The sequence below is a fragment of the Allohoeflea poritis genome (assembly GCF_027889715.1).
Lineage (GTDB): Bacteria > Pseudomonadota > Alphaproteobacteria > Rhizobiales > Rhizobiaceae > Hoeflea_A > Hoeflea_A poritis.
In genome coordinates this window covers 26023-51051 of the sequence record NZ_JAPJZH010000014.1, presented here as the reverse complement: position 1 = coordinate 51051, position 25029 = coordinate 26023, and the positions used below count along the sequence as shown (strand labels likewise).

At 61.4% G+C, this 25029-nt stretch carries 22 protein-coding genes; 16 read left to right on the top strand and 6 right to left on the bottom strand.

Annotated elements, in window-relative coordinates; genetic code table 11:
- The first annotated feature begins 122 nt into the window (after nucleotides 1–122).
- Together OOZ53_RS19760 and OOZ53_RS19755 are read left to right on the top strand one after the other, a co-directional pair.
- The gene (locus tag OOZ53_RS19760) at nucleotides 123–1298 is read left to right on the top strand and encodes an NAD(P)/FAD-dependent oxidoreductase (RefSeq protein WP_271091449.1); all 1176 of its coding nucleotides are present in this window, start codon (nucleotides 123–125) and stop codon (nucleotides 1296–1298) included.
- Between the two features lie 154 nt (nucleotides 1299–1452).
- Nucleotides 1453–2274 (top strand): FadR/GntR family transcriptional regulator, encoded by an 822-nt coding sequence (locus OOZ53_RS19755; protein WP_271091448.1) that lies wholly within the window; start codon nucleotides 1453–1455, stop codon nucleotides 2272–2274.
- A gap of 45 nt (nucleotides 2275–2319) precedes the next feature.
- Here the strand turns inward: OOZ53_RS19755 and OOZ53_RS19750 are convergent, their stop codons facing one another.
- A complete protein-coding gene (locus tag OOZ53_RS19750) occupies nucleotides 2320–4053 on the bottom strand; it encodes a hypothetical protein (RefSeq protein WP_271091447.1) in 1734 nt (577 codons plus the stop codon).
- Entirely contained in the window at nucleotides 4046–5725 is a 1680-nt protein-coding gene (locus OOZ53_RS19745; RefSeq protein ID WP_271091446.1) for a reverse transcriptase domain-containing protein, read from the bottom strand. Before OOZ53_RS19745 ends, OOZ53_RS19750 begins: the two co-directional genes overlap by 8 nt.
- Before the next feature lie 211 nt (nucleotides 5726–5936).
- Here OOZ53_RS19745 and OOZ53_RS19740 point away from each other — a divergent pair, with 211 nt between their 5' ends.
- The 5 genes from OOZ53_RS19740 (at nucleotide 5937) to OOZ53_RS19720 (ending at nucleotide 10304) form a co-directional block, all read left to right on the top strand.
- The gene (locus tag OOZ53_RS19740) at nucleotides 5937–6524 is read left to right on the top strand and encodes a glutamine amidotransferase-related protein (RefSeq protein WP_271091445.1); all 588 of its coding nucleotides are present in this window, start codon (nucleotides 5937–5939) and stop codon (nucleotides 6522–6524) included.
- Nucleotides 6525–6749: 225 nt separating this feature from the next.
- Complete coding sequence (locus OOZ53_RS19735) at nucleotides 6750–7337, top strand: LysE family translocator (protein WP_333780605.1); 588 nt, start codon at nucleotides 6750–6752, stop codon at nucleotides 7335–7337.
- A gap of 8 nt (nucleotides 7338–7345) precedes the next feature.
- Nucleotides 7346–7978, top strand: a complete 633-nt coding sequence (locus OOZ53_RS19730; RefSeq protein WP_271091443.1) for a hypothetical protein — start codon at nucleotides 7346–7348, stop codon at nucleotides 7976–7978.
- 31 nt (nucleotides 7979–8009) lie between these two features.
- Nucleotides 8010–8744, top strand: a complete 735-nt coding sequence (locus tag OOZ53_RS19725) for a 16S rRNA (uracil(1498)-N(3))-methyltransferase (RefSeq protein WP_271091442.1) — start codon at nucleotides 8010–8012, stop codon at nucleotides 8742–8744.
- 186 nt (nucleotides 8745–8930) lie between these two features.
- Nucleotides 8931–10304 carry a glutamate--cysteine ligase gene (locus tag OOZ53_RS19720; RefSeq protein WP_271091441.1) on the top strand — a complete coding sequence of 458 codons (1374 nt, stop codon included), beginning with the start codon at nucleotides 8931–8933 and terminating at the stop codon, nucleotides 10302–10304.
- Here OOZ53_RS19720 and OOZ53_RS19715 read toward each other — a convergent pair.
- Nucleotides 10301–11194 carry a LysR family transcriptional regulator gene (locus tag OOZ53_RS19715; RefSeq protein ID WP_271091440.1) on the bottom strand — a complete coding sequence of 298 codons (894 nt, stop codon included), beginning with the start codon at nucleotides 11192–11194 and terminating at the stop codon, nucleotides 10301–10303. The two genes, OOZ53_RS19720 and OOZ53_RS19715, sit on opposite strands and share 4 nt — an antisense overlap.
- A 149-nt stretch (nucleotides 11195–11343) precedes the next feature.
- Here OOZ53_RS19715 and OOZ53_RS19710 point away from each other — a divergent pair, with 149 nt between their 5' ends.
- From OOZ53_RS19710 to OOZ53_RS19685, 6 genes are all read left to right on the top strand, one after another.
- Nucleotides 11344–12510, top strand: coding sequence for an ABC transporter ATP-binding protein (locus tag OOZ53_RS19710; protein WP_271091439.1), 1167 nt, complete (start codon nucleotides 11344–11346; stop codon nucleotides 12508–12510).
- On the top strand, nucleotides 12510–13430 hold the full coding sequence (locus OOZ53_RS19705) for a carbohydrate ABC transporter permease (RefSeq protein ID WP_271091438.1): 921 nt from the start codon (nucleotides 12510–12512) through the stop codon (nucleotides 13428–13430). Before OOZ53_RS19710 ends, OOZ53_RS19705 begins: the two co-directional genes overlap by 1 nt.
- Complete coding sequence (locus OOZ53_RS19700) at nucleotides 13427–14374, top strand: carbohydrate ABC transporter permease (protein WP_271091437.1); 948 nt, start codon at nucleotides 13427–13429, stop codon at nucleotides 14372–14374. The genes OOZ53_RS19705 and OOZ53_RS19700 overlap by 4 nt, the downstream gene beginning before the upstream one ends.
- Nucleotides 14375–14512: 138 nt before the next feature.
- Complete coding sequence (locus tag OOZ53_RS19695) at nucleotides 14513–15778, top strand: extracellular solute-binding protein (protein ID WP_271091436.1); 1266 nt, start codon at nucleotides 14513–14515, stop codon at nucleotides 15776–15778.
- A 71-nt stretch (nucleotides 15779–15849) separates the two neighbouring features.
- A complete protein-coding gene (locus tag OOZ53_RS19690; RefSeq protein WP_271091435.1) occupies nucleotides 15850–16674 on the top strand; it encodes a phosphodiesterase in 825 nt (274 codons plus the stop codon).
- 127 nt (nucleotides 16675–16801) lie between these two features.
- Nucleotides 16802–17596 carry a DUF937 domain-containing protein gene (locus tag OOZ53_RS19685; protein WP_271091434.1) on the top strand — a complete coding sequence of 265 codons (795 nt, stop codon included), beginning with the start codon at nucleotides 16802–16804 and terminating at the stop codon, nucleotides 17594–17596.
- Between the two features lie 502 nt (nucleotides 17597–18098).
- Here OOZ53_RS19685 and OOZ53_RS19680 read toward each other — a convergent pair.
- Nucleotides 18099–18374, bottom strand: coding sequence for a DUF1127 domain-containing protein (locus OOZ53_RS19680; protein WP_271091433.1), 276 nt, complete (start codon nucleotides 18372–18374; stop codon nucleotides 18099–18101).
- A gap of 214 nt (nucleotides 18375–18588) precedes the next feature.
- On the opposite strand from OOZ53_RS19680, the gene OOZ53_RS19675 reads away from it, so the two are divergent.
- The 3 genes from OOZ53_RS19675 to OOZ53_RS19665 all read left to right on the top strand — a co-directional run bounded on the left by OOZ53_RS19675 (nucleotide 18589) and on the right by OOZ53_RS19665 (nucleotide 21737).
- Entirely contained in the window at nucleotides 18589–19533 is a 945-nt protein-coding gene (locus tag OOZ53_RS19675; protein WP_271091529.1) for a LysR substrate-binding domain-containing protein, read from the top strand.
- Between the two features lie 42 nt (nucleotides 19534–19575).
- A complete protein-coding gene (gene xseA / locus OOZ53_RS19670) occupies nucleotides 19576–21162 on the top strand; it encodes an exodeoxyribonuclease VII large subunit (protein WP_271091432.1) in 1587 nt (528 codons plus the stop codon).
- 65 nt (nucleotides 21163–21227) lie between these two features.
- Complete coding sequence (locus OOZ53_RS19665) at nucleotides 21228–21737, top strand: cupin domain-containing protein (protein ID WP_271091431.1); 510 nt, start codon at nucleotides 21228–21230, stop codon at nucleotides 21735–21737.
- A 9-nt stretch (nucleotides 21738–21746) separates the two neighbouring features.
- Here the strand turns inward: OOZ53_RS19665 and OOZ53_RS19660 are convergent, their stop codons facing one another.
- Nucleotides 21747–22433: an AcvB/VirJ family lysyl-phosphatidylglycerol hydrolase gene (locus tag OOZ53_RS19660; RefSeq protein ID WP_271091430.1), complete on the bottom strand. Its 687-nt coding sequence runs from the start codon at nucleotides 22431–22433 to the stop codon at nucleotides 21747–21749.
- Nucleotides 22430–24997, bottom strand: coding sequence for a bifunctional lysylphosphatidylglycerol flippase/synthetase MprF (mprF, locus tag OOZ53_RS19655; protein WP_271091429.1), 2568 nt, complete (start codon nucleotides 24995–24997; stop codon nucleotides 22430–22432). Before mprF ends, OOZ53_RS19660 begins: the two co-directional genes overlap by 4 nt.
- Between the last annotated feature and the right edge of the window lie 32 nt (nucleotides 24998–25029).

Sequence of the window (25029 nt, the reverse complement as noted above, 5' to 3'; positions counted from 1 at the left end):
GCGATGTCGAGGCAGAAGATGACGCAGGTCATGATGCCGTACCGAAATTGATGGTAGCCGGAACAGGTCCAATGCGATACGCAACTGGCAGTGGAACTGTCTGAACGAAAGCGGGCGAGCCAATGGCTCAAGAACTGACGCGTCGTGAACTGCTCGCGCTGCTCGGCGTGAGTGCATCAATGCTGACGGCCACTGTCACCCGGCTCTCGGCACAAGGCAACGCGGCGCCCGGCGTGCTGGACGTCGCGGTCATCGGCGCGGGGGCAGCGGGCTTGACGGCCGGGTTTCTGCTCGACCGTGCCGGGCTTGATTTCCAGGTTTTCGAGGCCGCTGCAATCCACGGCGGACGCGCGAAGAAGGACAACAGCCTGGCCGATTTTCCCCTCGATATGGGCGGGGAATGGATCCATACCACGAACCTGGTGCTGAATTCGCTCTCCCAGGACGGGCAAGCCTCCCGGCGGGCGACGGAATGGCGGCCGGTGACCTGCGACGTCTCCGACGGCAAGCGCCTTTACCGGGACAACAGCTATGCCCTGGAATGGCGCGGCGAACACCGTTTCATCACAACCACATGGTTCGACTTCTTCAATGACTACATGGCCAAGGGTATTCGCGACCGCATTCAACTCAATGCCCCGGTGTCCGGGATCGACTATTCAGCCGATCCCGTGCTGATCCATCTTGCCGGCGGTGAAACTGTTCAGGCCCGCCATGTCATCGTCACGATCCCGCTCAATGTGCTGAAAGACGGCGATATCCGGTTCACGCCGGATCTTCCACGATCAAAAAAGCGCGCCCTCAAAGGTGCCGTCATGCCCGACGGCCTCAAGTTGTTCATGCGTTTTGAGGACCGGTTCTATCCCGACATGGTGCTGTTCGAACACGAGTATGAAACGCCCGAGGCCGAGCTCATGTTTTACAATGCCGCACTCGACAAACCGACGCGCCAGAACATTCTCGGCCTGTTTGCCCATGGCGCGCTTGCGACACCTTTCGTGAAATTGAGCGAACGACAACTGGTCCGCAAGGCCCTCCGGCAACTGGACGAGCTATATGGCGGCGCGGCCTCGCCTTCCTATAGGGGCCACGTGCTGCAGAACTGGAGCAAAAGCCCGTTTCACCGGGGCACCTACTCGTATTTCAGCCGCTCGCAGCCCTCGACCCTGGGCGCCTCGATCGACGGGCGCGTCCACTTCGCGGGCGAGGCCTACAATCGGCACTGGGACGGGGAATGGGGCTACATGCATGTGGCTGCGCGCTCGGCTTACGATGCGGTTGACGAAATCAGCGGATGATGCGCTGGGCGACACATTTCCGACCGTCCCGCACGGCATATTGCTCAAGTGGACATATTTGTTGACCAGTTTCATGCCACCTTGCTAGCATCCGGCTGTTGCGCCGTTGCCGTTCTTCGGCAGCGAAACCTTGAAAGAACGATCTGAAAACGCGATGGCCGACGACATTTTCACACGTATCGAACATGTCAGAACGTCCGATGAAGTCGTGCAGCAGGTGGAATCCCTCATACTCGACGGGGTTCTTCGTGTCGGCGACCGTCTGCCCGGAGAACGCGACCTTTCGCGCCGGCTGGACGTGTCGCGGCCGATCCTGCGCGAGGCCATCAAGACGCTGGAGCAGCGCGGACTGCTCACCAGCCGCCACGGCGGCGGCACATTCATTGCCGACGTCATCGGCGAGATCTTCAGCAGGCCGGTACGCGAACTGATCGGCCGGCACCGGCGCGCCACCTATGACTACCTCGAGTACCGCCGCGAGGTCGAAGGTTTCACCGCCGCCTTTGCGGCGCAACGGGCAACGACCGCGGACACGGATCTTCTGACTGAAATCGTCGATGCGATGCGCGTAGCGCACAGGGATGCCGATTTCGAGCGGGAAGCCGCGCTCGACGTCGAGTTTCACAATGCTGTCGGCGAGGCCGCACACAACATCATCCTGTTGCACACGCTGCGGTCCTGCTACCGGCTTCTGAGCGACGGCGTGTTTTTCAACCGGGCACTGATTTTCCAGTTTTCCGGCTCCGGCGACCGCCTGCTCAACCAGCATATCGCCATATTCGAGGCGATCCTGGCCGGCGATTCCGACAAGGCAAAAAAGAGCGCCGAGCACCATATCGAGGCGGTCGCGCACACGCTGCGGGAAGCCGAACGCGCCAACGACTGGGCACGGGTTGCCGGCCTGCGGCTTCAGCAGCGTGGCAAGAACGGCGCGGCGGAGCCGGACAACCGGAAAACGCGGGCGGCAGCGAAATAGGCGGCAGCCGTCAGGCCCGGCACGGCAGGCGTGTGCGGGGACGAATCACACGATTTCCAGATCCGGGCTTCGCCGGGCCAATTCGGCGAGCAATGCGCGGTGGAGCAGATAGGTCCTGACGGCCAGGATGACGCTTGCCACAATACCGACGAAGAGCACAACGCCCAGGACGAACGGGAAATTCTCGCCGATGCCGAGAAAACCGAAGAATTGCGTGTACCATTGGGCATTGTCGGCGGTTGCCTCGGCTTCGAAATAGCGCCAGATGCAGATACAGATCGGTATGATCGCGATGCTCGTTATGAAGACGAAACGGGAAAGCCGGTCGTCATAAATGCCCAACCAGGGACTGAGCTTGATGCTCGCGCCGGAAGCCGCAACACGCGACACGAATGTCTTGAAATGCAGGAAGAAATACATCTGATGCAGGACGATATAGATCGCGCCCAGCAGGGCAATATCGTGGACGTGGAAGGACAGACCCTGAATTTCCACGGCATCCTGCGTTCTGCGCGGAAAGTCGACCTCGCCTGAATTGACCTTTTCCCGGAGCGTTATGAGACGTTCAAGCTCCGCCAGCCGTTCCTCATATTCTTCGTCCGAGATTTGTTCATCCTTGTGCTCCAGGGCCAGCTTTCTGCGCTCGGCAGGAAGCGATCTCAGCGTCTGGCGGATCAGATAATCCATTTCCGGAAAAACATTCTGGAACTGGCTCTTTTCCGCATCGCTGCCAATCAGATATTTGATGGCCGGCCTTCCGTCGTAGATGATGATTTCGGCGTCTTGCGGAAACAGAACGAGGGTGGCCGGCGAGACCTGCAAACCGAATGCGGTCGCTATATTCGTCTGCGCCGTGAAGTCCCCGAACAGGTACAGAAGGTCCTTGGTCCGGTCGAGTTTCGGCTCGATTGCCTTCAGGATGTGGTTTTGCGGCAATTTTCGCTCGCGGTCCAGGATACACGCCTTGAGCGGTATGTACTCGACGAGATCTTCCGCTTGGTCTTCCGCCTTTCCGGCAACCGCTGCGTTGGATATGAACTCGGTAAGAATTTTCGCATCGACGCTGCCGTCGTCCTGGGCCAGCCTGACCGAGTCGAGCCAGAAATAAGGGCTGTCGCCTACCAGGTTCCGCCTGTCCTCCCCGGGCTGCGATACGATCGCGAGCGAATAGGTCTTTCCGGCAAAATCGTGCCCCAGCGAGGCGATCTTGAGGCGCGAGAAATTGTCCCAGAACTCGCGCGGATAACTCAGGGACAACGTTTCGAAGATCTTGCTGCGAACGACATTGTCACATTCGTATCGGTTTACGGTCCACGTCTTCTTGGCAATGAAGCTCGAGGTTTCGAACAGTTCGTGATCCTGCGAAAGGCCGACGATCAACTGTTCCGTCAAAGCCAGCAAGACCTCATTGCGATCGATATTCCCGTCGCTGTCGGCGATGACCGTTCCATCGCCGTCGAGGGCATTCCTGGTCTCCCGGGGCACCTCGATCCATCCGGAGAACCTTTCCGATGACACCGGATTGGTGGCGAGCTTGCCTTCTTTCCATGCTTCCAGAGCGATTTGCGTTGCCCAATGCGCCTCGTCGGCAAAATGCTCGGCCTTCAGGGAATCGAACAGCTCAAACTGGGCTTTCGCCCGTTCCATGCGCTGGTCCTGCGACGTGATATACACGGATGTGAAGATGATCAGAGCCGCCAGCATCAGCATCAGGTGAATTCTCTTCAGCTGATTGACAAAACCCGAAAGGTCGGCCTGCGGCTGGCTTTGATCATTCATCACGCGTTCCGCCCCTGCTGGAGACTATGTTCCGATACCGTTCGATCCGGTCGCGCGGAAAATCGCTGAAAGCGCTGAAATAGGCGATGTATCCGAGCAACCGGGCGCGGTTCCGATCCAGGAAAAGCCGGTCCCGCGAAGCCTTGTGGAACATGACCCTGACCTTCTCGCGCAGCGATCTTGGCGGCAGCACCAACTCGTTGACGACGGCGCCCGTGACGCGTTGCTGCGCATTCCAGCTCAGGATCCGGGTCTTCTTCGGTGCAATCTCGAGCTGCCATTCTGCGAGACGCCTGATTGCGATCGAAACCGCCAGGAGCGCCTTGCGCCGGCTGGCGCCGCTGAACGTGATATCGTCTGCATATCTGGAGTATTTCAGGTCCAACTCACCGGCCAATTGCGCCATGTCTTCATCGAAGGGCCTGAGATACAGATTGGTTAGCGCGGGACTGGTCGGGGCGCCTTGGGGAATGCCGCGCTCGGTATTCCTCCGGTAGGGCAGACAGCATATATTCTGGAGGATTTTGACCGAGTCCTCCGTCAGCCCGATCTTTTTGACGCCGGTGAATACCGACCATATCCCATCGCGCGGAATGGAGCCGAAAAAATCCCGGATGTCGATGCTCGCGACATATTTCTGCCCCTTGTGGACAGCGGCGTTGCTGATGGAGCTTCGTGGTAACGCCTTGGAATGCAGCGGTGCGGCAACAAAGGAATGCACGGCTTCGTGGACGGCTTCCCGGTCCAGAATATGGTCGAGGACGAAACGCTGAATCGATTTGAGCTGGATGCGGGGCGCGTGAATGGTCCTCGTGCCGGACGTGCGCTTCCTGATCTCGAAGATCCTGTAGTGCAGATGGACATGCTGGTCGATCAGATCCAGGAAACCACCAGAGATTCCGATACAAAGCGCCAGGCCATTCGGTGTCAGCCGTGGACCGTCCGCCCCGTCCGCAAGGCCTCCGGCCAGTCCGATCTGCTCCACCGTGTCAAAAGACAGGAAGTCGAGGCGGGTGTCGCGCGAAGCCCACGGGGAGCCGGAAAATTGTTCCGCATAAGAAGAAACAGGTTTCCTGTTTTTTCTGTATTTCTCCAAATAGCGCCTTGCCGAAGGCAAGGCGATGTTTGGCTTTCCTAAAGCTGACCTTAGGATCTCAGACGGCGATGCGCCGCCCATTCTCCCAATTGCGGCTACGCGCGACTGTGGCAATGTAGACCTGTAGACGATCCTAAGCAAATTCAGACGGCGGCGATCCCTTATCTCGAGAAATTCGGCCGGCAGGAACCGGTTCCCTGCCAGGGTGAGCGAATAGTGACGCACGCCCGGCATCTGTATTTCCAGAAGCTTTCCACGACCCGCCAGATCTCTCAATGATGATGAAATATTCCCGGCCTGAATATTTGCGATCAGCGCCGCGGCCACGGGATCGGTGGTCTCGAGTTCCGCGACCATCCCCTGCAGAAAAATCCGAATGTCGGCGGCCGAGGCCGGCTGGATAATGCCCAGAACGGTGACGATCGCGACCTCCGCAACGGTCGGTCTCTGGTGTGCGGCGGCGGGCAGCGGTCGCAGTGAGAAAGCCAGAAGGGCGGAAGAAAAGGTTGTTATAAACGCCCGCCTGCCAATACCGTTGCCGGAACCTCCTTCATCTGAGGCTTTTTTGCTTTCCATCAGACGGACTCATATTTAACGAACGACATTTTATACTATAAGTTGATTTTTCGAATTCTTCGAGCCGGCTATCGATTTTGTTCAACCTCGGCCGACTGCGCCATCCGCACTTGTGGAAAACCATTCCGTACCCTTACACAAATTGATTGGCGAAAATCGCCGCCATATGGATAGAGATGTCCGGATTGAGGGTTCGGCAAGCGGGATGGAAATGGCAACAAACAGCGATCTTCACAACGGCAGCCTCAGACAGATCATCGTCATCGAACACGACACCCAGGCCGAGGCTGACAATGGTCTGCGGCATCTGGCGCGGCGCGGCCAGGCGGTGCGTCTGGTGCGCCCCTATCTCGGCGAGCCACTGCCGATGCTCGACGACAGGATTGCAGGCGTGATCATCAAGGGCGGTCCGCAATATGTCACCGATCTCGACCGGTTCCCCTATCTGCGTGATGAGATGTCTTTCGCCGACGGCGTCATGAAGCGCGGCGTGCCGCTGCTGGGAATTTGCCTCGGCGCGCAGATGATCGCACGTCATCTAGGGGCTCTGGTCGGGTTTCATCCGCAGGGCCATGTCGCTTTCGGCTACTATCCCATGGCCGCCACGCAGGCGGGTGCTGACTTCATCCCCGACGGCATGATGACGCTCAGCGGCAATGCCCAGGGCTTCGAATGCCCTGCGGATGCCGAGCTTCTGGCGACAGGCCCCTTGTTTGCGAACCAGGCATTCCGCTACGGGACGTCAACCGTGGCGGTGCAGTTTCACCCGGAGGTGACGCGCGTCATCCTCGATCAGTGACAACGCGATCTCGGCGGCAATGTCGGCAAGCCGGGCACCCATTCCTTCGAGGCGCAGGATGAGGGATTCCGGGAACACAACGATGCGCTTGCCCGGTGGTACGGCGATTTTCTGGATCGCTTTTTCTCCGTCGGTGTGTCTTAAGTGCCCTCGATACGCCATTATATCGAGGTCTGAGCCGTGCCCGTTTCACCCGAAACCCTTCTGACATTCGCCATCGCCAGCATGGTGCTTCTGGTCATTCCCGGACCGACGATCATCATGGTCGTCTCCCAGGCGCTCGCGCATGGACGCCGGGTCGCTTTTGCCAGCATCATCGGCGTCGGGCTCGGCGATCTCGTTGCCGCATCCCTTTCGATCATCGGCGTCGGGACGATCCTTGCAGCCTCGGCCACGGTGTTTGCGGTCATCAAATGGGCCGGTGCGGCCTATCTGGTCTATATCGGCATCAAGATGTGGACGACGCCGGTCTCCGTGCCCGATATCGACGCGGTGCCGGTGGCCGGCGGCCGCCGTTCCGCGTTCCGCGACTCGTTTCTCGTCACGCTCCTGAACCCGAAGGGCATCGTCTTCTTCATGGCCTTCGTGCCGCAATTCATCACGCCGGGCGCGGACTTCGCGCCGCAGGCGGCGGTCTTCGTCGTGATTTTCGTGCTGCTCGGCATATTCAACGCCTGGGCCTATGCCATGCTGGCGAGCGGTGCGCGAAATGTCATCCGGCGCCCATCGGTTCTGCGCGCCGCGACGCGCACCGGCGCCTGTTTCCTGATCGGCGCCGGCGTCTTCTCGGCCTTTGCGCGCCGGGGCGCCTGAGCGCCGCCATGCCGCTTCAGAACCGGGTGACCCCGTTCGGCGAACTGGTCCGGACCCCGGCCCGGGGAACCATGATGGGCAATCGTGGGGGCCGCATTCACGACAACCAAAGCCGAACATTGCTGCGGCGCCGCTGGGCAAGCCGGCGGTGGATCGTCTGCGTGACCGAATTTCGCGGCCGAAAACGCACCCTGATGCAGCCGAACAGCTATACCGAACTGTTCTTTCTTGACGAGGCAACGGCCCTCGCCGCAGGCCACAGGCCCTGCTTCGAATGCCGCCACAGGGATGCAAAGGCCTTTGCCGCGGCCTTCTTCGGCGGATCGCAATTCGACAAAAGCGGCGCCGATGCCATGGACGCGATCCTGCACAAGGAGCGTTGCCTGAGCGGCGCCGGTGCGGTGGTCCTGACCCGGGAAGAGGCGCTGTCCCTGCCGCGCGGCGCCATATTCGCGGCGGGAGACGACTGTATCGCCGTCGGCGAGGATACTTTGCTGCTTTGGGACCTTGTCGGCTACCGCAGGCTTGGCTCCAGCCGGCTGGATACCGGGAATGCGCTCAGGCTGCTGACGCCGCCATCCACCGTCGCGGCTTTGCGCGCCGGCTACCGGGCGCAATTACATCCGTCCGCCGACGCTTGAGTTTCCGATCGCACTCGGGCACACAGCAATCATGCGCGCGAACTACAAGATGCAGCGGCTTTTCGTCGAAACGGATCTCCACGCCGGCGCCGGCTTTGCCGCGGACAAGGAGCAGTTCAACTATCTCGCCCATGTGCTGCGCATGGACGAAGGCGACGAATTGCTGGTTTTCAACGGGCGCGACGGCGAATGGTCGGCGCAGATCGGTTTCGAGAGCAAGAAGAAGCTCGTTTTGCGGATTACCGAACGCGTGCGTCCGCAGCCCGAGCCATCCGACCTCGTCTATCTGTTCGCGCCGCTGAAACAGGCGCGGCTCGATTACACCGTGCAGAAGGCCGTCGAAATGGGCGCCGGCGTCCTGCAGCCGGTGCTGACGCACCACACGCAAGCAAGCCGGATCAGCGGCCACCGGCTGTTGAAAAACGCCATCGAGGCGGCTGAACAATGCGGTATTCTGTCGATCCCGCAATGCCTCGAGCCGGTAAAGCTGCAGCGACTGCTGGAAGGCTGGGACCCGGGCCGGCGTATCATCTATTGCGATGAATCGGCCGATACGCACAATCCAATGCCAATCCTGCAATCAATCGACGAGCGGCGGTTTGCCGTCCTCATCGGGCCGGAAGGCGGCTTTTCGGACGACGAGCGCAAACTGCTGCAAAGCCGGGATTTCGTCACGGCCATCCCGCTCGGACCGCGCATTCTGCGGGCGGATACGGCCGCTGTCGCCGCCATGGCCGTGATCCAGGCGGCAATCGGCGACTGGTGAGCCCTTTTCGGCCAGATCAACAAATTCTGAACGCTGCGATCAATGATTTTTGCTTGCACCGCGGCGCAAAGCAGTCCAAGCAGCGCTGACGTCGGCGAATTCGGCCGACGGCCAAGCGGGAGGTATCCATTGCACGCGTTGACCTTTTTGGCCTCATTGCAGACGGCCACATTCGAGACTTAAGACATGGCACGCGATACGACGGACCAGACGCCCGTTTCTTCCAAAGACGAGCTGGTCGCTTACCTTGCCGAGGGCTGCAAGCCGGCGGAAGAATTCCGCATCGGAACCGAACACGAGAAGTTCGCGTTCTTTGTCAAAGACAATACGCCCGTGCCTTATGCGGGCGAGCGGTCCATCTCCGCGCTCCTGACCGGGATGCGCGACGTTCTGGGCTGGGAGCCGATCCTCGACGAGGGCAAGATCATTGGTCTTGTCGAGCCGACCGGCATGGGCGCGATTTCGCTGGAGCCGGGCGGCCAGTTCGAGCTCTCGGGCGCACCGCTGGAGAACATCCACCAGACCTGCCGCGAATCCAACGCCCATCTGGCACAGCTTCGCGAGATCGCCGAGCCGCTCGGGATCGGTTTCCTGGGGCTCGGCGGCAGTCCGCTGTGGACGCGCGACGAGACCCCGCGCATGCCCAAATCGCGCTACGACATCATGACGGCCTATATGCCGAAAGTCGGCAGCCAGGGCCTCGACATGATGTACCGGACCTGCACGATCCAGGTGAACCTGGATTTTTCCTCCGAAGCCGACATGCGCCGCAAGATGCAGGTTTCCATGCGCCTGCAGCCGCTGGCGACGGCGCTCTTTGCCCTGTCGCCCTTTACCGATGGAAAACCGAACGGACTGTTGTCGTGGCGCTCCGACATCTGGCGCGACACGGACAATGACCGCTCGGGCATCCTCCCCTTCGTGTTCTCGGACGATTTCGGCTTCGCCGACTACACGGAATGGGCGCTCGACGTTCCCATGTATTTCGTCGTGCGCGACGGGCATTATCACGACTGCACGCATGTAACGTTCCGCCAGTTCATGGACGGCGCGCTTTCGAACGCCGTTCCGGACGGGCAGCCCAATATGGGCGACTGGGCCAATCACCTGTCGACGCTGTTTCCTGAAGTGCGGCTGAAGCGATTCCTGGAAATGCGCGGCGCCGATGGCGGCCCGTGGCGCAAGATCTGCGCCCTGCCCGCCTTCTGGGTCGGTTTGCTTTACGATGAAGGCGCGCTCGACGCCGCCATGCAGCTCACTCGCGGTTGGAGCTTCGAGGACGTCAGGGCACTTCGCGACAGCGTGCCGCGTCTCGGCCTCGATGCCGAAATCGCCGGAAAGAGCCTGCACGCCGTGTCGCGCGAGGTGCTGACGATTGCACGCGCGGGACTGCAGGCGCGCGGCCAGTTGAACGAGGAAGGCAATGACGAGGCGCATTTCCTTGCGCCGCTGGAAGAGACGGTGGCGCGGGGCAAAACAGGTGCCGGCGAGCTGCTCGATCTCTATCACGGCGCCTGGGGCGGCTCCGTCGAACCCGTGTTCACCGAATTTGCCTATTAGGGCAAACCGCGCGTCAGGTCCGTGCGCATATTGAGCGCGATCTCGACGAAACGGCTGACAAGCTTGAGGTTCTGTTTCTCGGCCGGCAGAACCAGGCAGTCCTCATAGGTCTCGGTCATTTCATCAATGGGGATGCCGACAAGCCGGGATGCCGGATAAAGGCTGTTTTCAAGTAGCACGCCTATCCCGACGCCGTGCAGCACGGCTTCTTTCGCCACCGCGAAAGTGGTCATGCGGACGGTTTTCGAAAAGCTGCGCCCGATCCCGGCGAGCTTGCCATCGACGACGCGCTTGGTCAGGGAACCGTCCTCCGGTATGATCACCGTCTCTTCACACAATTCGTGCAGCGAGACAGATTCCCGCGACGCCAGTTTGTGATCGCGGTGCATATAGGCAAGGTAACGGGTCTTCTGCAGCGGCTCGACAAGCAGGTTCTCGTCGTGCTCCGGGTCGGTAAAAATGGCGATGTCGACGTCGCGGCTGCGCACCGCATGTGTGTTGACGGTCCAGTTGGTCAGGGTGAAGTTGACAATGACCTGTGGATAAAGTTCGGCGAATGCGGCGATGATCGGCATTGCGGGTCGCGGCGCCGTCGCGGTGATCTTCAGATGTCCTGCGGTGAGCTTCTGGTAGCTCTCGACCTTCTCCTGGATCACCTGCTCGAGCGTCGTCCAGCGGTCGGCGACGTCGAACAGTTCACGCCCGATCGGGGTCAGTTCCAACCGGTCGCGGCGGCGCACAAAGAGTTGCGACTCCATCAGTTTTTCGAGCTTGGCGACATGCTGCGTGACCGAGGACTGGGTAACGCCCAATTGCCGCGCGGCTTCTGAAAAGCTGCGGACGCGCGCCACATGCGCGAATGCTGCGATCTGGTAGGGGCTGGGTTTCACCGGCGTCTGAGGCCCGTCAAATCTAACTGCGGTCTTTGTGACACTATGGTGCGCGCTACGCGTAACATTAGTGTGACTAATATGATGTCATATGTACTTTAATCGCGCTGTCTATGTGTTGGCCCAACTCCAACGGGGCGCGGGCGACAGTGGCAACAATCACCCTCACCAGAATAAGCAAATCCTTCGGTGCAACCCGCGTTCTCAACGATATCGACCTTGATATCCAGGCCGGGGAGTTTCTGACGCTGGTCGGACCCTCGGGCTGCGGAAAGTCCACCCTCCTGCGCATACTGGCGGGCCTGGAAGAGCCGAACACCGGCGAAGTCCGCATCGACGGGCGCACCGTCAATGCGGTGCGCGCCGCCGACCGCAATCTTGCGATGGTCTTCCAGTCCTATGCGCTCTATCCGCACCTGACCGTAGCCGAGAACATGATGACGCCGCTCAGGCTGCGCGACCTGTCCTGGCGCGAGCGGCTTCCGGTCGCCGGCCCCCTGCTGGCGCGGGCCAAGCACAAATCGCTGCGCGCCCAGGTGGAGGAAACGGCGAGGATTCTCGAGATCGAACCTCTGCTGCAGCGCAAACCCGGCCAGTTGTCCGGCGGGCAGCGTCAGCGGGTCGCGCTCGGCCGCGCCATGGTGCGCAAACCGGTCGCCTTCCTGATGGACGAGCCGCTTTCCAATCTCGACGCGGCCCTGCGCGTGCACATGCGCTCCGAACTTGCCGAGCTGCACAGCGATCTGGGAACCACCTTCGTCTATGTAACGCACGATCAGGCGGAAGCGCTGACCATGTCCACCCGCATGGCGGTTATGATGGACGGCGACATCCTGCAGCTCGACAGTCCGCAGGCCATCTACGAAAACCCGTCCGACATCCGTGTCGCACAATTCATCGGATCGCCGAAAATCAACATCCTGCCCGGCGATGTGGACTCCGACGGACGCATCAGCGTGGCCGGCATGACGCTGGCCAGGCGGGTATCGGCCGCCAATCGCGGCGCCATCTCGGTTGGGCTGAGACCGGAGAATCTGAAGCTTGCCAAGGGTTCCAGCGCCGAGACGATCGAGGGAACGCTCGTCTACCGTGAGAACCTCGGATCGGATCTGTATCTGCATCTGGCCATTGGCGAAAACATCGGGCGGCTGATCGTCCGCGCGGCACCACATGAGGCGAGCGGGCTGAATGTCGGCGACCAGGTCTTCGTCGAAAGGCTGCGAGGCGAGGCCATCTTCTTCGGCGCGGACGGCAAGCGCGTCGGCGCAGCCGGGCTGAAGTCGAACGGCGCAGACGCCGCAAGGGCAGTGGCGTGATGGCGCGCTCGCGGGCCCATGTCTGGTTTGTCGCGCCGGCTGTGACGCTGATGTTCGTCATCCTGATCCTGCCGATCCTGATTGCCGCCGTGCTGAGCTTCACGGACTACAGTCTCGGAAACGATGGCGCACAATATGTCGGCCTGAAGAACTACGAGCGCATCTTCACCCGCTCGACCTATGAAAAGATGTTCATCGCCACTTTCACCTATGTCGGCGTCGTGGTGCCCTTGTCCGTCGGGTTGGGTCTGGGCGCTGCGCTCCTGATCAATTCGCTCAAGCGGTTCGGCGATCTCTACAAGACCATCTACTTCCTGCCCGTCATGGCGGCCTTGCTGGCAATGGCGATCGTCTGGGAATTCGCTCTGCATCCGACCATCGGTATCGTCAACAAGACGCTGGCGACGGGCTGCGGCACGGTGCTCGAACACTGGGCCTGGTACGCGCAGGGCTGCGCCAAGACCTTCCCGTTGTGGCTGACAGACCGCAACTACGCCATCTGGACGGTCGCCTTTATCGGCGTGTGGCAGGGCTTCGGCTTCAACATGGTGCTTTATCTCGCCGGTCTGACCTCGGTACCGCGCGAGCTTTACCAGGCCGCCGAGATGGACGGCGCGCGCACCGGCTGGGACCGGTTCCGCCTCGTCACCTGGCCGATGCTGGGGCCGACGACCGTCTTCGTCGTCACCATTACCTGCATACGTTCGTTCCAGGTGTTCGACACGGTCGAGGCATTTTATCCGCAGGGCGGCGGACCGTCGAAATCGGTCTATGTCATGATGTTCGCCATCTATGAAAAGGCCATCCAGCAGAACCTCATGGGCATCGGCGCGGCGATCACGGTCGTCTTCCTCGGCTTCGTCATGTTCCTGACGCTGATGCAGCGCTGGCTCGTCGAAAGAAGGGTGCACTATTCATGAGCGATGCGACGGCAACGGCCGCTGTCCGGGAAAGATCTTCCGACGATCAGTTCGTACTGCGCTGGTCGTCGCGCGAGGCGCTCAAGCACGCCGTGCTCATCGTCGGAGCGCTCATCGTGCTGCTGCCGTTCTATGTGATGCTGAGCTATTCCTTCAAATCGCCCTCGGAAATCATGACCAACACGGGCGGGCTGATCGGCCTGCAGGAGCCGTTCCGCGACGATTACTGCGTCAAGCTCGGCAATGCGGCCGAGGACTGCATGGTGACGCCCGTCATCTATAATTACACGACGGCCTTCGGCAAGGCGCCGCTGCTGCGTTACCTCTTCAACGGCGCGGTGGTAACGGCATCGATCTTTTTCATCCAGGTGCTGATCGCCCTACCCTGCGCCTACGCGCTGGCCAAGCTGAAATGGTGGGGCCGCGAATTCGTCTTCAGCATGGTGCTTTTCTGCCTGCTGATCCCGGTGCACGCCATAGCGCTGCCGCTCTACATCATGTTGTCCAAACTCGGCCTGACCAACTCCTACGCGGCGCTGGTCATCCCATGGACGATATCCGTCTTCGGTATCTTTTTGATGCGGCAATTCTTCATGACCGTGCCGGACGACCTGATCGATGCGGCCCGCATGGACGGCATGAACGAATTCGCGATCATCTGGAAAGTCATGCTGCCGACAGCGGTGCCGGCTTTATTGGCCTTCGCGATCTTTTCCGTCGTCGCTCACTGGAACGACTATTTCTGGCCGCGCATCGTCATTACGGGCAATCGCGAGCTCTTTACGCCTCCGCTGGGACTGCGTGAATTCAAGGGCGATGCGGATGGCGACAATTTCGGGCCGATGATGGCCACAGCGACGATCATCGTGACGCCGCTCATCGTCGCCTTTCTCATCGCCCAACGCCGTTTCATCGAAGGAATCACGCTCTCGGGCATGAAGTAGATGCGGCAAAAACCGATGGGGCCGCTCTTTGCGACAGAACGGCCCCGTCACCGATATCCCGCTCGGGATGAACCCGTGCAACGGCCGGTTCCGAAACACAGCCCGTTGCGCAAGCAAGGTAACGACAGGAAGATATCCATGAAAACGACCCTGACTGCAATGGCTGCCGTGCTGGCTTTGTCCACAGCGGCCTTCGCCGAGGACAAGGTGACCATCGAGTTCGCCTATCCCTACAGCCACCTTTTCGACGTCACCTACGAGAAAATCCTGCCGAAATTCTACGCGCAGCATCCGAACATCGAAGTCAAGATGCGCGCGACCTACGAATCCTACGAGGACGGCACCAACACGATCCTGCGCGAAGCGGTGGCCGGCAACCTGCCGGACGTGACCATGCAGGGCCTGAACCGCCAGGCGATCCTGGTCGAGAAAGGCATCGCCAAATCGCTCGAACCGTTCATCGCCAAAGAAGCGGATTTCGCCAAGGACGGCTATCACAAGGCGATGCTCGATCTCGGCACGTTCGGCGGCCAGGTTCACGGCCTGCCCTTCTCGGTGTCGCTGCCCGTCGGCTACTACAATATGGAAGTGATGGAGAAAGCCGGCATCACCGATGTCAGCCAGTTGCCGAAGACCTGGGACGAGGTCGTCGAGGTGTGCGGCAAGCTGCGGGAAGCCGGCGTCAAGAACCCGATGTTCTGGGGCTGGAACATCACCGGCAACTGGTTCCTCCAGGCGCTGATGTGGTCGCAGGACAAACCGACAGTCGAAGGCGCCGATTTCACGCTCGACGAGCCTGAAGGCCTGACGGCACTCAATACGATGAACGATCTCTTCGACGGCTGCGAGATGCAGAACCTTGAGTGGAAGGCAGCACTTGCCTCCTTCGCTTCGGGCGAGATCGGCATGATGTACTGGTCGACCTCCGCCGTCGGCGCGGTGGAGCGGTCCATGGGCGATTTCACGCTGATGACGAATGAATATCCCGGCCTCGTCGAGGGCGGTCCGAAGGGTCTGCCGGCTGGCGGCAACTCGGCCATGCTCGTATCGGCATCCGACGACCCGGCCGTACTCGATGCGGCATGGAAGTGGCTGAAATTCATCACGTCGGGTGAAGGCGCCGCTGACGTCGCGCGCACCACGGGCTACATGCCGCCAAACCAGGCCGCCAACGAAATCATCCTGAAGGATTTCTACGACCAGAACCCGGCCAAGGCGACGGCGGTGCGCCAGTTGCCGCTGCTGCGCGAATGGCAGGCCTATCCCGGCGACAACGGCCTGGCCGCCACGCAGGTCATCTATGACGCTCTGGAAGGCATCGTCACCGGTGAATATGACGACATGGAAGAGCTGCAGGAAGAGCTTACCGAAGAGGTGCAGGACCTGCTTCCCTCCAGCTCCTGACATCATTGTTTTGGGCGCGGCGGCAACGCTGCGCCCATATCATAGCCGGCGCCGGCCGGCGGAGACGCTTCATGAAACTTATACAACTGACCGACATCCATCTGACGACGCCGGGCGAAACGATCGCCGGGCGCGATCCGAACGCCAATTTCGAGAAGGCGCTGCAGGATGTCATGAACTTTCACAGCGATGCGGAAGCGATGATCATCACTGGTGATCTTTCCGACTGGGGCGACGAGGATGATTATCGGCGCCTCAAAACCCGCATCGAGGCGCTGCCCTTTCCCGTGCATCTTTGCATCGGCAATCACGACAGCAGGGATCATTTCCTGTCCGTGTTTCCCGATCGCGCCAATGATGACGGGTTCGTGCAAAGCGTATTTCCCCTTGGCGGGCATATCGGTCTCTGCCTCGACACCAAGGTCCCGGATACCCATGCCGGCGAGCTTTGCGATGCGCGCCTTGCCTGGCTCTCGGCGCAGCTTGAACTCGCCGACCGGCCGGTCTTTCTGTTCATGCATCACAATCCGGTGGCCACCGGCCAGGCGCCGATCGACTCGATCATGCTGCGCAATCCGGACCTGTTCGGAAAAATGGTGGGACGCTACCGCGAGAAGATCCGTCACATCTTCTTCGGCCATTGCCACCTGCCGCTCAGCGGGTCCCTGGAGGGCGTGCCGTTCAGCGCGCCGCGGGGCACCAACCATGCCGGCGCATTCAACTTCGCCGAGCCCGACCTTCTATCCGGGTCCGATCTGCCGGCGGCCTATGCGGTGGTTTTCGTGCGTCCCGAATCGGTGATGGTGGACATGATCGAATATGGCTATGACGGCCCGCTCCATATCGAGAACTCGCCCGAATACAGCGCCTGGGACCGCAAGACCATGATCCGGTGACATAATTCGCATTCACCATGGGCGGCGCCAATTTCCGGCACGCATTGCCTGACCACTGCAAATCTGATTCTATGCGGGTAACGAGCCCGGTCCGGTCGACCCGCTCGCGGCCAAGGAGGATCAGACGATGCTGCCGCTCTACGAAATGATGATGCGGGCCCAGAACGGCGAGGCCATGCGCGCCATGGCGAGCCAGTTCGGTCTGAACGAGGATCAAGTGACGCAGGCGATGGAGGCGCTGATGCCGGCCTTTGCGACCGGGTTCAAGCGCAGCGCCGCCAATCCTCAGGATTTCGGCAGCCTGATGCAGGCCATGGCCGGCGCGAACTATGCCGAATATTTCAACAATCTCGCATCAGCCTTCACGCCGCAAGGCATCGCCGACGGCAATACGATGCTCAAACAGATTTTCGGCTCGAAGCAGATCAGTGAGGCGATCGCCCAGCAGGCGGCGCTGGCGACCGGCATCGCACAGGACATCTTCAACCGCATGCTTCCGGTCGTCGCGTCGATCCTTGCCGGTGGTTTCTTCTCGCAAGGCGGTGCCGCGACAGCCGGCGCCAATCCGTTCGCCGACATGATGGGGCAGATGATGTCGCAGGCCGCGGCCTCGCAGAAACAGGCGGCGGATTTCACCGAACAGCTCGGCAAGATGATGGAGAACACCTTCGGCAGCGGCGGCAAATCCAGCCAGAGCGCCAATCCGTTCGCCGATATGATGGATACGATGATGAAGGCCGGTTTTCCGGGCATGACGGGGTCGGACAAGACCGAGCCGGAAAAGGCAGAGGAACCGGACAATCCCTATTCGAAGTTCATCGGCGACATGTTCGATGCCGGCATAAAGGTCCAGAAGGATTACCAGAAGAACCTGGACAGCGTCTTCGACAGCTACATGAACGGAATGAAGAAAAAAGACTAGAGCAATTCTGAGTTAGCTTGGATCATTTGACCGTGGCGATTTTGGTCGCTGGCTAGGCGGATTGCGCGCCGTGGTGCCACCCCACCACAAGCGGGAGCCAACGACGCCAGGGGCCAAAATCGCCCGGCCCATTCATCTTTGATTTTCAACCTGATAATCCTTTCGAGGGTGGGGAAAATCGGCCCATCGGCGTTGTTGCGCCGCTTGCCCGATACGCTGCATCGCGCTGCGCGACGCGCCTAGCCGAGTGAACCGATTTTCCGCCATCAAATGTTCCAAGCTAACTCAGAATTGCTCTAGGTCGTGTCTGGCTGAAAAAAGCCCGACGACTGTCACAACAGCCGTCGGGAAGGAGCGGGCACAGGGCATGCGGCCCGCTGGGGAAGCAGCGTCGGCTATGCGTCGGGGAATACGCATCCGCCACGGTGTGCCGCCCGCCGGGAGGGAACGCGGGCCGGCATTACTCGGGTCCGAAACGGAAATCGACGCCGCCGGGAAGCGGTCAGAGCGCAGTCATCCGGGAACGACGGCGCAGCGACGCGCGCATCAGATCCATGGAGTGATCGTTAAACGCCCCGCCACGCAGGGCAAAGCGCACATCGTCCCGGGTCAATCCGATATCGGCAAGCTGGTGGTCGTTGAACTCGTTCAGCGAAAGCACCTGCCGACGATTGCGATAGCGCACGAAAAGAGAGACGATCGCGTTCTTCGCTACGCTCCAGATCGTACCGCGCTTGCCGGTGAGCTGTGCATCGAGGGTTCTATGAATGGTGGTCATTTCATCTCTCCTTTCCGAGCCCGTGCCTCTCATTGGGCAGTCGGGACTCCAGTGATCGCGGCATGAATCGTCGTCAGCAAAAGTTCATGAAATTTTGGAAACAGGCCGCTGCCTTGCCCGGAGGGCTCGGCAGGAGGGAATATCTCAGAGCTTGACTAATTAATCCAGTGAATGTTTTTAATGATAAAGATCAACAAATTTGATGGACAGAATGATGGTTGCCCCGCTCGATCTCGACCAGCTCAGAACCTTCATCGCCATTGTCGACATGGGCAGCTTCACGCGCGCCGCCGATGAGGTCAACAAGACCCAGTCGGCCGTCTCGATGCAGATGCGCCGGCTGGAAGAGCGCGTCGGCAAGGCCCTTTTCGAAAAGGACGGCCGCATCAACCGGCTGACCGGCGACGGCGAGCGGCTTCTGGCCTATGCGCGCCGGCTGGTGCGACTCAACAACGAAACGTTGGCAGCCTTCGACGAGGAAGCCCTGGCCGGCACGATCCGGCTCGGCACGCCGGACGACTATGCCGACCGGTACATGCCCGACATCATCGCCCGGTTCGCGAAAACCAATCCGCATGTCGAACTGACGATCACCTGCGAGCCTTCCAAGGATCTGATCGAGAAGCTCAACCGCAACGAGCTGGACATCGCGCTCGTCACCCACAATCCGAAGGTGCGCAATTCCATCATGGTGCGCTCCGAACCGCTTTTGTGGGTAACGTCCATGGCCCATTCGGCGCACACCGAAACGCCGGTGCCGCTGGCGGTCGGCCGACGTGACTGCGACTGGCGGCAACTGGGCTGCGCGGCGCTGGATTCCGTCGGGCGGGAATACAGCATCCTGTTCACAAGCTGGTCGTCCACGGTTGTCGCTTCCGCCGTGCTTGCCGGTCTTGCCGTTTCCCTGTTGCCGGAATCGGCACTGCGGCCGGGCATGCGCATCCTGACCCCGGCAGACGGGTTTCCCGCTCTTCCGCCGGCGGAGATCGGGATGATCCGGCGACCCGGCGTTCCAACCGTGCTGATGGACGCGATTACCGATCACATCGCGGCAAGCCTCGACAATATGACGCCGCCGGAGGAAGGCGGCGATCCGCGTTCGCCGGGCCGCAAGGGGCGCAACCGGCAAAAGGGCCATCTGATGATGTCGAGTTGGTAGCGCGGTCTTGACCGGACCGCGCGATCAATGCGCTATGGGCTCATGTCAGGTTCTTTCTTCGACGATTCGCCGAGCAATCTGACCGAATACACGGTCAGCGAGATTTCCGGCTCCATCAAACGCACGGTGGAGGACGCGTTCGGCCATGTGCGTATCCGCGGCGAAATTTCCGGCTATCGCGGCCCGCACTCGTCGGGACACGCCTATTTTGCGCTCAAGGACGACCGGGCGCGCATCGAGGCGGTGGTGTGGCGCGGGGTTTTCGGGCGGCTGAAGTTCAAGCCCGAGGAAGGCATGGAGATGATCGCCACCGGCAAGGTGACGACCTATCCGGGTTCTTCCAAATATCAGATCGTCATCGATTCCCTTGAACCGGCCGGCGCCGGCGCGCTGATGGCGCTGCTGGAGGAGCGGCGCAAGAAACTCGCCGCCGAGGGCCTGTTCGACGAGGCGCGCAAGCAGCTGCTGCCGCACATGCCGAAGGTGATCGGCGTGGTCACTTCGCCCACCGGCGCCGTCATCCGCGACATCCTGCACCGCATCACCGACCGCTTTCCCGTCCATGTCATCGTCTGGCCGGTGCGCGTCCAGGGAGAGACCAGCGGCGACGAGGTCGCGGCGGCAGTCCACGGCTTCAATGCGCTGCAGCCGGGCGACGCCATCGCGCGGCCCGATGTGCTGATCGTGGCGCGCGGCGGCGGCAGCCTCGAAGACCTTTGGGGCTTCAATGACGAGGCGGTGGTGCGCGCCGCCGCTGAGTCGGATATCCCGCTGATATCGGCGGTCGGCCACGAGACCGACTGGACGCTGATCGACCACGCCGCCGACGTGCGGGCGCCGACGCCCACCGGGGCGGCGGAAATGGCCGTGCCGGTCAAGGCCGAACTGGAGGCCGGCATCGCGGCGCTTTCGGCCCGGCTTTCGGGCGGCATGTCGCGCGGGCTCGACGGCAACCGGCAGAAATTGCGCTCGCTGGCACGCGCCCTGCCCTCGATCGACACGCTTCTGGCTTTGCCGCGCCGCCGTTTCGACGAATCGGCCGCCGGCCTCGGTCGCGCCCTGCGCCTGAACACGGCAAACAAGAGACAGGCTTTCGAGCGCCGGGCCGCCAAGCTGACACCGGCGACGCTGCAGCGCAGGGTGCTGGAAACACGGCAGCGGATCGGAGAGCTCGGAGCCCGTTCCGAGCGCCATGTGGAGCGCCGGATCGACCGGGCAAAGGCGCGGCTTTCCAACGCGGCGGCCCGGCTCACCCTGCGCCCGGCAACCGACCGGATTGCCCGCGACCGCGACCGCCTGCAGGCTCTGGCGGGCCGGTCCGGCGAGTTGGTGGCTCTGCTGGCCGAAAGACGGCTGCGCCGGTTGCAGGAAGCCGCGCGGCTTCTGAATTCAATGTCCTATCGCAATGTCCTCAAACGTGGCTATGCCGTTGTGCGCGATGCCGGAGAGCGGGCGGTGGACAGCGCGCAGGCGCTGAGTGCCGGGGATGCCGTATCGCTCGAATTCGCCGATGGCCGCGTGCATGCCGTAACGACGGACGAAACCAAGCCGGCGTCTGCGAAGCCGGCGGCGAAAAAGCCCGACAAAAAGGCAACCCGCGCCAGCAAGGACCAGGGAAGCCTGTTCTAAGCCGCCGTCACAAGCGACACTCGAGATACCGCAACAATGTACATGCACAGTGAGGCACTACGACCATGTCAAAAACCGAGCAATATGTTGTGCGCACGTCGGCGATTCCACCGGAGCAGACATTTCATTTCGGCCATCCGCTCAACACGGCTTCCGAAATGCGGATCATGCCATTGTCGGACCGCGTCGGACTGACGCGGATCGGTGTCAGCATCGGCCGCATCCCGCCGGGCAAGGAAGGGTTTCTGCCGCATGCGCATACGGCGCAGGAGGAGTTCGTCTATGTGCTTGAGGGCGAAGGAACCTTGACGATCGACGGCGACAGCACGACCATCGGACCCGGCGACTATGTGGGCTTTCCGACAGATGGCTGCGTCCATCACATCGAAAACAACGGCAAACAGGATCTCGTTTATCTTATGGGCGGCGAGCGCACGCCCGCGGATGTCGCCTATTTCCCGACCATCGGCAAGACCGGCTTCTGGGCGAATGGCGCGATGCATTTCGTCGATGATGCCGACGTTTCATCCTTCAGGCCCGAGGACTTTGCCGCTTCCGGCAAAAACGGCGCGTAGCCGGTCGCCTCAATCCGGCTGGCGACGGACAAACGCACCATCGACGATATCCGCGACCAAAAGCCAGTTGCGGTCGTAATTGTGACCGCCGGGGACGCTCGACACCTCATAGCCGGCCGTCAGGCTGCAGGCCATGCCGGTTTCCTTGTCGCCGGTGAGGCAAAGCACCCGATCCGCAGGCAGCGCCGCAATCGCCGGCGCGACCTCGTGGTCGCCATGGATGATGCCCAGCATGCCGCGGATGGAGACCTCGAAGGCGGTTCTCTCAAACGGGCTCATAAGGGCGATCAGAGCGGTTCTTTCCCGCGTTTGCGCATCCAGCGCCGGCCAGGCAAAAGGAAGCGTGTCGGCACCGAAGGAATAGCCGGCCAGGACCACCTTGTCCGTCTGCCACTGCCGGGTGAAATGATCGACCAGCCGGCCGGTGTCGGCAGCCATGGTTTCCGGCGCCTTTTCGGACCAGAAATAACGCAGCGCGCTGATGCCGACGACACCGTAGCCGCGTTCAGCCAACGCATCGGCCATGCCTTGCATCGTGCCGGTCCAGCCGCCATCGCCGGACCACAGGATGACGACCGCGCGATGGATACCGTCCCGCGGTTCCGTGATGTGAACCGGCAGGTCGGCAAAGGGATGGTCGGCGTGCGCGGGGACCGTTTCGAACGCCAACAGCAGTGCCAGCAGCAGCGCCCTCACCGGCGTACCACCTTCATCGTTCCGCCGGACAGCAATGTGGTGACGTCGATAAGCACCTTGGGAACCGCCAACCCGCCCGGACACGCCAGATAGTTGGGGCTCCAGACCGGGCCGAATTTTTCCTTGAAGGCCCGCAGCCCCTCGAAGTGATAGAACTCCTCGCCATGCTGGTAGATCATGGTGCCAATGCGGTTCCAGGAGGTCGCAAGCGGGTGATCGGCAAGACCGGCCAGCGGCGCGGCGCCCAGATCGAACCATTTGTAGCCCTCCGCCTGCGCATCGAGCAGGATCTCGGCAAACAGGAAATCCATCATCACAGGCGAGACCTTCGGCCGGTAGCGCATCAGGTCGATCGACATCTCGTTCTTTTGCGCACCGCGCAGGATATTGGCGAAAGCGACAACCTCGCCATCCTTGCGCACCACGGCGCAATCGAAGCAACTGATGTAGTCATCCTTGAAGTAACCGAGCGCGAATCTTTTCTCGCCGCCGGTCTTGATGGCCAGCCATTCGTCCGAAACCTGCCTCAGCTCCGGCAGCAGCGGCGGCACCTCCTGTTTCGGCACGATGGCGAAGCTCAAACCGTCCTTTTCGGCGCGTCGTCGTGCATAGCGCATATCCTTGTGTTGCGGCACGTCGAGCGTGAAGTCGGACAGGTCGACGCGCGCCACCTCGCCGATCTTGAGGATCGACAGGCCCATGTCGAGATAGAGCGGCAGAAAGTCGGACTTCGCTGAATAAAAGACCGTTCGGTATCCGCCTTCGTCGGCCATCTCCCGGAACCGCCACGCCAGCGCCTCCCCCTCCTGCCGGTTTCCGACCGGATCGCCCTTTGCAATGAAACTGCCGCCGGACACGCCATACATCAAAAAGGCGCTCTCATCCTCGGAGACCAGGAAATGCTTGTCGCCAAGCAAGGCGATTGTCGAGTCGGGATCGGGCGATTGCGCGACGAGCTTGCGCACGTTGTCGGGCACCGGCTCCAGAGCCGGCACCTGGATGGCACGCCGGTTGAGAAGCATGTACAGGCCGAGCGCGAAAAGTGCTGCGACCACGGCCACGCTCGTTCGCAGGAAGCGCGGCGCGTCGCCATTCCATGAAAATTCCCACCACAGCTGGTTGGAATATTCGACGTGGCGGTAGGCGAAAAAACCGAGCCACACCGCGGCCGCGACCGTGATCACCATGACCGACAGCCAGGCGGGTGTCACCGTGAGGACCGAGGCACCGGACTTGCGGTAGAAGGCGGATCGGAACGGCAGCAGGAACAGGACGATGGCCAGCAGAAGCACCGCTTCGACATAGTCCAGGCCCTTGGTCAAGGCGAAGCCGGCGCCTGCACCCAGCAGAAGGACCGCCAGGTAAAAGGCGCTCTCGCGCCTTCGCAGAAGTGCCTGGGCGACAACCAGCAGGGCGAGGCCGACAAGGCTTGCCAGAAGATGCGAGGATTCGACGAAGGGCAGCGGCAGGACCGAGCGTATCCATTCGTGACGGTCGGCGCTTTCCGGCAGCGAGCCCGACAGAAGCAGCACCAGCCCGCCGATGAAGGTAACGCCAGCGGCGATCGGCGGCACCAGCGGCTCCGACGCCCTGCCGATCTCGCGGATCGACTGGCGGATGGCGCGCTGCCCGCGCGTGACCTCGAGGAAGAGCAGCGTCAGCGATACCGGCACCAGCGGCAGGAAGTAATAGATGAAGCGGTAAAGCAGCAGCGCACCGAGCACGTCGGAGCGCCCGGCAACGCCGAGCCCCGCCATTATCGTCGCCTCGAAGACGCCGAGGCCACCGGGCGAATGGCTGATCGCGCCCAGGATCACGGCGGAAATGTAGACGATGAAGAAACCGCTCAACGAATTGACCGTGTCGGCCGGCAGCAGGATGTAGAGCGTCGCCGCCGAAGCACCGATATCGACCACACCGGCGAGCAGCATCAGCGCGCTGGTGCCACCCCCCGGCAGGCCGACCCGCAAACCGCGCAGCGTAATCGCGCGCTGCCCCGTGGCGACCCAAATCAGAAAGATCGCGAACAGCCCGAGGACGACAAAGCCGAGCGTGCGTATCGCACCAGCCGGCAGGTTCTTCAGGATCAGCGCGCCGTCGGGGAAGAGCGCCAGCGCCGTTCCGATGGTGAAGGCCATGCCAAGCCATAGCGAGAGCCAGGCGAGCGCCACGATGTGGCCGATCAGCGGCACCTCCAGGCCCTTCTGGCTGTAGACCCGGTAACGCAATGCGCCGCCGGTCAGGACATGAAAGCCGGCAACATCGGAGACGGCAAATCCGGCGACGCCCGCCCAGGACGCCGTCAGGTAAGAGACGCGGCCTGGTGCGGCGGTGCGCACGGCCAGGATTTCGTAGAATGCGATCGCGGTGAAGCTGACCGCCGTGGCGAGAACCGCGAGCAGAACATGGCTTGTCGGCGTCTGGCGAATATCCCTGACAACCTCGGCAAGCGACACGTCCTCGGCGAAATGATGCAGCAGATAGAAGGAAAAGACGGTGACGGCGACAGCGAAAACGCCCGTCAGAATGGTTCTGACATTGATCCGGTGCTGCTGTTGCGCCATGGGCGTCCGCATTCCTTTGTCCACGCTGTCCG